Origin of the sequence: Streptomyces sp. NPDC001373, assembly GCF_042895815.1 — a bacterium.
GTDB lineage: Bacteria > Actinomycetota > Actinomycetes > Streptomycetales > Streptomycetaceae > Streptomyces.
Map to the genome: position 1 here is coordinate 1 of NZ_JBIAWQ010000049.1, position 7,742 is coordinate 7,742.

9 protein-coding genes are annotated in these 7,742 nt (G+C 68.5%); 6 read left to right on the plus strand and 3 right to left on the minus strand.

Translation table 11 applies throughout. The features are described 5' to 3' along the window. Positions 1-770: 770 nt before the first annotated feature. Both ACFY15_RS36660 and ACFY15_RS36665 read right to left on the minus strand, forming a co-directional pair. Positions 771-1,001, minus strand: coding sequence for a hypothetical protein (locus ACFY15_RS36660; protein ID WP_390827055.1), 231 nt, complete (start codon positions 999-1,001; stop codon positions 771-773). After that, positions 998-1,195 carry a hypothetical protein gene (locus ACFY15_RS36665; RefSeq protein WP_390827056.1) on the minus strand — a complete coding sequence of 66 codons (198 nt, stop codon included), beginning with the start codon at positions 1,193-1,195 and terminating at the stop codon, positions 998-1,000. The genes ACFY15_RS36660 and ACFY15_RS36665 overlap by 4 nt, the downstream gene beginning before the upstream one ends. Before the next feature lie 156 nt (positions 1,196-1,351). Here ACFY15_RS36665 and ACFY15_RS36670 point away from each other — a divergent pair, with 156 nt between their 5' ends. Further along, the gene (locus tag ACFY15_RS36670; protein ID WP_019761424.1) at positions 1,352-2,074 is read left to right on the plus strand and encodes a GntR family transcriptional regulator; all 723 of its coding nucleotides are present in this window, start codon (positions 1,352-1,354) and stop codon (positions 2,072-2,074) included. Positions 2,075-2,144: 70 nt separating this feature from the next. Here ACFY15_RS36670 and ACFY15_RS36675 read toward each other — a convergent pair whose 3' ends face one another. Next, positions 2,145-3,020 (minus strand): GntR family transcriptional regulator, encoded by an 876-nt coding sequence (locus ACFY15_RS36675; protein ID WP_390827057.1) that lies wholly within the window; start codon positions 3,018-3,020, stop codon positions 2,145-2,147. Positions 3,021-3,255: 235 nt separating this feature from the next. Here ACFY15_RS36675 and ACFY15_RS36680 point away from each other — a divergent pair, with 235 nt between their 5' ends. From ACFY15_RS36680 to xerC, 5 genes are all read left to right on the plus strand, one after another. Then, the gene (locus ACFY15_RS36680; RefSeq protein WP_390827061.1) at positions 3,256-3,582 is read left to right on the plus strand and encodes a hypothetical protein; all 327 of its coding nucleotides are present in this window, start codon (positions 3,256-3,258) and stop codon (positions 3,580-3,582) included. After that, the gene (locus ACFY15_RS36685) at positions 3,582-4,910 is read left to right on the plus strand and encodes an FtsK/SpoIIIE domain-containing protein (protein ID WP_390827058.1); all 1,329 of its coding nucleotides are present in this window, start codon (positions 3,582-3,584) and stop codon (positions 4,908-4,910) included. The genes ACFY15_RS36680 and ACFY15_RS36685 overlap by 1 nt, the downstream gene beginning before the upstream one ends. A gap of 136 nt (positions 4,911-5,046) precedes the next feature. After that, positions 5,047-6,393 carry a replication initiator gene (locus tag ACFY15_RS36690; RefSeq protein WP_390827059.1) on the plus strand — a complete coding sequence of 449 codons (1,347 nt, stop codon included), beginning with the start codon at positions 5,047-5,049 and terminating at the stop codon, positions 6,391-6,393. Continuing rightward, positions 6,386-6,571 (plus strand): helix-turn-helix domain-containing protein, encoded by a 186-nt coding sequence (locus ACFY15_RS36695; protein ID WP_047465243.1) that lies wholly within the window; start codon positions 6,386-6,388, stop codon positions 6,569-6,571. Before ACFY15_RS36690 ends, ACFY15_RS36695 begins: the two co-directional genes overlap by 8 nt. After that, positions 6,568-7,742, plus strand: a 1,175-nt coding sequence (gene xerC, locus ACFY15_RS36700) for a tyrosine recombinase XerC (protein WP_390827060.1), incomplete at its 3' end; no start/stop codon positions are given. The genes ACFY15_RS36695 and xerC, both read left to right, overlap by 4 nt.

Below are 7,742 nucleotides of genomic sequence, written 5' to 3' on the forward strand. Positions count from 1 at the left end.
CCTCCTGCGCCGACGGCGACAGATGCCGCGCGTCCCCCACCAGATCGCTCACACCCCACCAACGACCCAGAACCCAAACCGTTTCGGATCAATAGTACGTGTGCTGGCCGAGGTGCCGTCATCTGCGTTTTCGCAGGTCACCGTAATTCGGCCAGTCCGTGGATGTGCGCGGAAGTCCCCTCCTGTGCGCCCCTGTTGCCGTCGGCGTTGCCGTCAGACGGCAGTGCGCGTGAGGTTGGTGGAGTGGGCTTTGGCCGGTGTCCTGCCCGGGTTGGGGTCGGGCATGGTCAGGGGGCCGTACGCTGGCCCGGCAACTCGGGCAGGCTTTGGAGCTGCCCGGAATTTGAACGAGTGGCCCCCTGGCCTTGCCCGACGCGGGCCCGGCCCGGGGAGGTGGGTAAAGCCCACGGAGCCGGCCGACCCCGCCTCCGGGCCTGCCCCCGGCCAACTCCCCGCCGTTGCCTCGCCGTCGGCCTGGTGTTCGCCGTGCTGGCGCGTCCGGCTTCCTCCGCGCTTCCGGTCGTCCGCTGTGCCGTCTCTGCGCGGCCTGGTCGCTGGCCGGCCCGCGGTGGCGGAGCCGAGAGCGGGCCGGGTGGGCGGCCGTGCCGCGCGCGACCCGCGTCAGCGGGTCGCCTTGAAGACGTAGAGAAAGTTTGGACGCATCCCGCTTCGGCGGTACGCCCTGGCTGTCGGTTGAGCGTGCGGCTGGGGCTGCTGGCCTGGTGCGATGGTCTGCGGGTGTGGGTCCTGCTATGGCTGTCGGTGGGGCTCTAATCGGCGCGGCTCACCTTGGCGTGATCGGTGAAGACCCGCCTGAAGAGGTCGTGGCCCGTGCTCCCGGTGTGACGGAGTGCCCAGTCCTGCGCAGCTTCCTGCTCATCGTGAGGGCCGGATTCAGCCTGGCACCCATCGGTGACGCAGAACGCTTCGTAGGTGATGCCACCTTCAGGAACGTGGCGGATGGTGTGGGGGACGAATCGGTAGACGGTACGTGTGGTCACTGGTGGCCCTCCGGGTGGCGTCGCATGTAGACGTTGCAGTCGCTGACGGTGGTCATGTCGCCGACCACGCGGGCACGGTCACGTACGTTGGCCAGCTCGACACAGCCCGCACAGCCCTCGACGGGCGTCGGCTCCGGCTCCAGGCGCAACGGGAGTTCAACCGGCGGGGTCGAGTACCTGGTCGGCTCCGTCACTGCACATCGCCACCTCTCGAACGTCACATGGCCAACCTATTGACAGGTCGGTGCTCTAGTTCAGTATTCGAGTGGCCGAAGCACTCCCGCTACGGTTCGTAGTGCACTAGTGTGCCCTCACTGACATCACGTCAACTCAACGGAGGGGCACGTCTTATGCCCAGTCCCAAGACGTTCACGAAGATCGCGGATCACTTCCGGGAGCGCATCCTGTCGGGAGAGCTTGAGCCGGGCGCCAAGCTGCCGACGAACCGGGAGATCGCCGGACAGTGGCAGGCAGCAGCAGCCACCGTCTCCCGCGCCTTGCAGGCCCTTCAAGTGGAGAACTTCATCCGCACCACCCCCCGAGGCACCTACGTCGCCGACGATCCGCGCTGGACGCTGTCGGCGCGGGACCGGCTGGCACGGGTCCAGCGGGTGAAGTCGTTCCTCGCGGAAGGTGAGACGAGCCGTGTGACTGCGGCGGAGCTGATCACGCCGCCGCTGTATGTGGCGGAGATCTTCGACCTGGAAGCCGGGGATCAGGTGGTGCGACGCGAGTGGCTGGCCGGCCGGGGCAAGACCCGGACCGTGTTCGCGGTGACCTGGTATCCGGCCCCGTTCGCCGCCCTCGTACCGGACCTGCTGAACACCGCCCCGGGCCGCAATCACGGACTGTCCGCCCGGGTCCTGGAAGCCACCGGACGCACGATCACCCACGCCCGTGACGACATGCACGCCCGCCCGGCCGATGCCCGCGAGGCGAGCGCACTCGGCCTGCCGGTCGGTTCCCCGATCCTGGCTGGCGCTCACCGCTGGTCGGACGCAGAGGGGATCATCGAGTACGGGGAGTGGTGTCTGCCGCCCCGGTTCACCATCGGCTACGAGTACCAGCCCTGACCGATCAACGCGAAGCGTCCCCGAAGGCCAACCTGCGGCCTTCGGGGACGCCCTCGTTCACGTATTAGCCTCAGCCCGCGTCACGGCCTTCGAGGCGTTCAACGCGCTCCTCCAGCTCCTCGATCCGCTCCAGGGCGCGTTCCAGCTTGTAGGCCAAATCCGCCAATCCGGCCGCCGGAAACTCCTTCTGCGGGATCGTCGACGCTTCGTCCGGCTCGTCCACCGGCTGCACCGTGACCGGCACCTCTGTGCCGAACTCGCCGCCAATGATGACGTACTCGAACTCCTGGCGTGCCCCGTTCCTCTTTGCGTACTTCTTGATCCTTCCCTCCAGCGCAAGGAAGTTCAGGGCCTGATCCGCGGCCTCGGCGTCGCCACCAAGCATGTCGACCACCTCGTCCACTGTCACAGTGGCACCCTTGGCCAGCGATCCGTCTCTGATCTTGCCGACCAACCGACCGTGGATGAGCTGGGTGGCGAAGCCGTGGTCGTCCCAGTCACGTACGTAGACCTCATCACCTGGCAGCTCGCCGGGGTAGCGCAGGAGGAAGTTGCCCGCCAGCAGGGCGATGGCGTTGGTGACCACGTTGAGCGGCACCGCGTAGTACTCCGCCAGGACCTCGCGAGCCGGGAGCCTGGCGCCGGGAGCCAGAGCGCCGGAGTAGATCTGCTGCTGGAGATCGCCAGCAACCTTCTCGAAGGCGTCCTCGAAGTCGGCCGAGCGCGTGACGAAGGTGCCGCGCCCCTGGCGGGCGATGACCCAGCCCTCATTCCTGAGAAGCCGAATCGCCTTCTGCACGGTCAGGCTCGATGCCTTGTAGGTCTGCATGAGCTGGCTCTGCGTCGGCAGGAGCTGACCTGGACGCAGTTCGCCGTCCCGGATCTGCTGCCGCAGGTCGTCCGCGATGCGTTCGAACGTCAAGCGCGCTTCGTCAGCAGCAGCCATGTCCATCCCTGATCCGAGTCCGAGTCCATCCGCCGCAGGCCGCCCGCTGACTGTCGTGTTTCACCAGCTCAGCCGCCTCACGGGCTCAGGGTAGCCGCCTGATGGATGGACCACCGCAGGAACGGATGGAACTCAATAGGGATGGACTTCGGATGGAATGAAGGTATGGTTGCGGCACACGATCACCCACACGGGTGATCCACACCCCTCTACCTGGAGGTTTGCCGTGAAGACCATGCCCATCGACCAGTCCCAGGCACTGATGATCCTGGCCTCCGAGCCCCGGCCGCAGTTCAAGGACCGCGAGGGCCGACAGCCCGCGATCGACCGGGGCACCGGCGCCCACGTGCACATGGTGGAAGTGATGTTCGCGTTCAACGGCCGCGCCGAAGTGATCGCCGTGAAGGTCCCCGAGCCGGGTCTCGGCAAGGGCCTGAAGGTCGGCCTGCCGGTCGTCTTCACCGGACTTGTCGCCTCGGCCTGGGAGAACGAGATCAACGGCAAGGACCGGCACGGCGTCTCCGTCCGCGCCGACGCCATCACCCTCAAGGCGAGCGCCTGATGCCCGGCAACCGCCTTGGGCTCGCGCTTCTCGTCTTCGCCGTGCTGGACGTGCTTGGGATGCTGGGCTGGGCCGGGTTCTGCTTCGCACGCTGGTACCGGGCCGATGCGGAGACCCGGGTCAGTCTGCGGCAGGCGCGGCGGATGCGGTGGGGCTGGAAGCGGCTCGCGCCGATGCTCGGCCTCGCGGTCATGGACGCCACCCCAACCGTGGTCCAGCAGTACGGCAGGCAGGAGCCACCGACCAAGCCGCGCGTGCTGGTGCCGCGTCTGCATACCCGTGCCGATGCCTTCGGCGTCACCGTCACCGCCGACGCGCTGCCGCAGGTCGGGCTCAGCGCCTGGCAGGACGCGAACGAGGGCCTGTGCGACGCCTGGGGAATGCGCCGCATCCGCATCAGTCAGCCCAAGCCCGGAGTGATCGTCGCGCGCGGCTTCCGGCGTGAGCCGTTGGAGGCGGTAATCCGCTCACCGCTCCTCGGTCCGGACGGCTCTCCGGTCTGCCGACCGGGGCAGTTCGTCTCCACCGATGACGTGCTGCTCGGCTGGGGCGAGGACGGCACACCGATCGTGCTCAACCTCGCCTATTCCGCGCACGCGCTCATCGCCGGCGTCACGCGCTCCGGCAAGTCGATCACCGTCAACACCCTGCTCGCCTACGCCTCGCTCATGCGGGACGTGCGGCTGATCGTGATCGACCCCAACCTCGGTGCGGTCGCGCCCTGGTGGCGTACCGCGTACAAGGTCTCCGACGCCATCCACCCCGACGAGCCGACCGAGATCCTGGCCTGGGTGCGGGAGGAGATGCAGCGCCGGGAGCGGCTGTTCTGGTCCGACCGCACTGACCGCATCACCGACTTCAGCCCCGAGCTGCCGCTGCTGCTCGTGGTGATCGACGAGGTGGCGAACTACACCCGACATCCTGACCGCAAGGCCCGCGAACGCTTCGAGGCCGAGCTGCTGGCCATCGCCAGCCAGGGCGCCAAGTTCGGTATCCGGCTGTGGCTGCTCACCCAGAAGCCCTCCGCGGACGTACTCACCACCGCCGTACGAACCAACCTGTCCGCCCGGATCTGCCACCGCGTCGACACCGTTGAGGACTTCCTGCACCTCTTCCCCGACGGCCGGGACCTGGACATCACCGCCGCCGACCGCACCATGCCCCAGGGCGTGTCCATCGCCTCCGTCGGCGACATGCGCGGCCCCGTCCGGCTGCGCTCGATCTACCTGCCCACCGAAGCCTGCTGGCAGATCAACGACCTGATGTGCGCGGAAGGGCTGAAGGTCCGCGACTTGCCCGACCGCGTCGACTTGGACAAGGCCGCGTGACCGCCGCCTCCTGGTCCCGCTTCGCAGCGATCCCCGGCAAGGGCGTGTAGTCGCCAAACCCTCGCCCTTGCCGGGGCCTCCCTCCCATCCATCCACGGCACACGCGTGTGCCGCAGTGCAGAGAGGTCCCGCCAGGATGCCACCGCACGACCCCACCACAACAATCCCCCGCCCCGAACCCGCCTCGGCTGCGCTGCCCACGTTCACCGGGTACCGGAACCTGCTGGGCCTGGTAAGGCAGCTGTCCTCCCTCGGCGGGTGCGCCCAGCCGATCCGGCTCGAAGGCCAGCGCACCGAGATCGACACCTTCACCGGCGAGATCCTGCGCGAACTGAAATCCAAGGAACTGCCCGCCGAGCACCTCCTGGTCCGCTGCGGCAACCGCCGCACCACCCGCTGCCCCTCCTGCGCCGAGCTCTACCGCCAGGACACCTACCAGCTCATCGCCGCCGGCCTGCGCGGCGGCAAGAATATCCCCGAACAGGTCGCCACCCACCCCCGTGTCTTCGCCACCCTCACGGCACCGTCATACGGACCCGTGCACGGGCGACGCGTGGGCGGCTCCGCCCGCTGCCGTTGCGGACGCACCCACACCAAAGGCGACCCGCTCCTCGGCACCGCGCTCGACCCGGAGCGCTACGACTACACCGGCGCCGTGCTGTGGAACGCCCACGCCCCGGTTTTGTGGGCCCGCTTCATGCTCCACCTGCGCCGTACCATCGCCGCCGCAGCCGGTGTCCCGCAACGCCTGCTCCACAAGGTCGCCCGCGTCTCGTACGCCAAGGTCGCCGAGTACCAACAGCGCGGGCTGATCCACTTCCATGCCGTGATCCGCCTCGACGGCCCCGCAGGCCCGTACACCCCGCCACCCGCCTGGGCCACGCCCGAACTACTCGCCGATGCCATCCGGATCGCGGCCACGTGCGCCCACATCGACGGACCGGAGATCAACGGCCGCGCCCGCTCCTTCGGCTTCGGTGAGCAGATCGACATCAGGATCATCCGGTCCACCGCCTTCCGGGCCGGGACCACGATCACCGAGGGCAAGGTCGCCGGATACGTCGCCAAGTACGCCACCAAGGGCACCGAAGCCGCGACCGGCACCCTCGACCACCGGCTGAAGAGGATCACCGACCTCTGGCTCGAGTCCGTACCCGAGCACGCCGCCTGGATGATCCGCACCGCCTGGGCCCTCGGCAGCCGAGACGACCTCAAGCACCTGAACCTGCGCAAGTGGGCCCACATGCTCGGCTTCCGCGGCCACTTCTCCACCAAGACCCGCGCCTACTCCACCACCCTCGGCGCCCTCCGCGCCGCCCGTGCCGCCTGGCAACGCCGCAACACCCCACCGGCCTCCCCGACCACCCTCGTCCTCGCCCACTGGGCCTATGACGGCACCGGCCTCACCCCCGACCTCGAACGCCTCGCCACACTCATCCACGGCGGCCCGACACGCAAACAGGGAGTGACAGCCGGTGCGTGACGACGAACTCCTCACCGTCCCCGAGGCGATGGCCCGACTCAAGATCGGCCGCTCCGCCCTCTACGACCTCCTGCGCACCCGCCGCCTCGCCTCGCTGACCATCGGCCGCGCCCGCCGCATCCCCACCCACGCCCTGGACGACTACGTCCAGCGCCATCTGGAAGAAGCCGCCCGATGACCGCCCCCAAGCGAAAGAAGGCCCGCGCCAACGGCGAAGGCACCATCTACCAGCGAAAAGACGGCCGCTGGGAAGCCGCCGGCTACGTCCTCGCCGCCAACGGCACCCGCAGACGCGTCCGCGTCTACGGCACCACCCGGAGAGAAGTCGCCAACAAACTCGCCGAGAAGATCGCCGACAGCAACCGCGGACTGCTGGTCGCCACCGCCGACAGCACCGTCGGCGACTACCTCACCTACTGGCTCGGCAGCGTCGCCGTCCACCGGCTTCGGGAGAACACCCACACCCGCTACGCCGCCTGCGTCCGCCTCCACATCATCCCCGGCCTCGGCACCAAGAAGGTTGCACGCCTCACCACCAAGGACGTGCGCTCCTTCCTCGACCGGCTCCGCACCACCTGCCAGTGCTGCACCCAGGGCCTGGACACCGAACGGAAGAGGTGCTGCGCCATCGGCGAGTGCTGCCAGAAGCAGCTGTCCGCTTTGACCGTGACCTACGTGCACTCGGTGCTCAAATCGGCACTGGAACACGCCGTCCGAGAGGACGAACTGCCCCGCAACGTCGCCCGCAACGTCAAGACCACCACTCACCAGCCCAGGCGCTTCCGTCCGCTCACCGCAGCCGAGGCCCGCCAGTTCCTCGACGCGGCCCGCACCGACCGGCTCCACGCGCTGTACGAGCTCGCCCTCCGCACCGGACTCCGCAAGGGCGAACTACTCGGCCTCCACTGGGAAGACCTCGACCTCAACAGCGGGACCGCCAGCATCCGCCGCTCACTCCAGCGCACCTGCACCGGCGGCCTCACCCACCTGCCCACCAAGACCCGCGCATCCGAACGCCGCATCGCTCTCCCGACCGAATGCATCCACTTCCTCAGGGAGCACAAGCAGCACCAGGACATGGACCGCAAGGCCGCAGACTCAGCCTGGCAAGACAGCGGCCTCGTCTTCACGACGCCCACCGGCCGACCTCTCGACCCGGCCAACCTCACACGCCGATTCCGTAGCTTCCTCGACCGCGCCGGACTCCGACGCATCCGCTTCCACGACCTCCGCCACTCAACCGCCACCCTGCTTCTATTGATCAGAAACTCATGGGGTTCTCGTCCAGGACGTAGCGGACGTGTGGGCCGCCGAAGTAGCCGCGGACGATGTGCGGCTGGCGCTGGCGT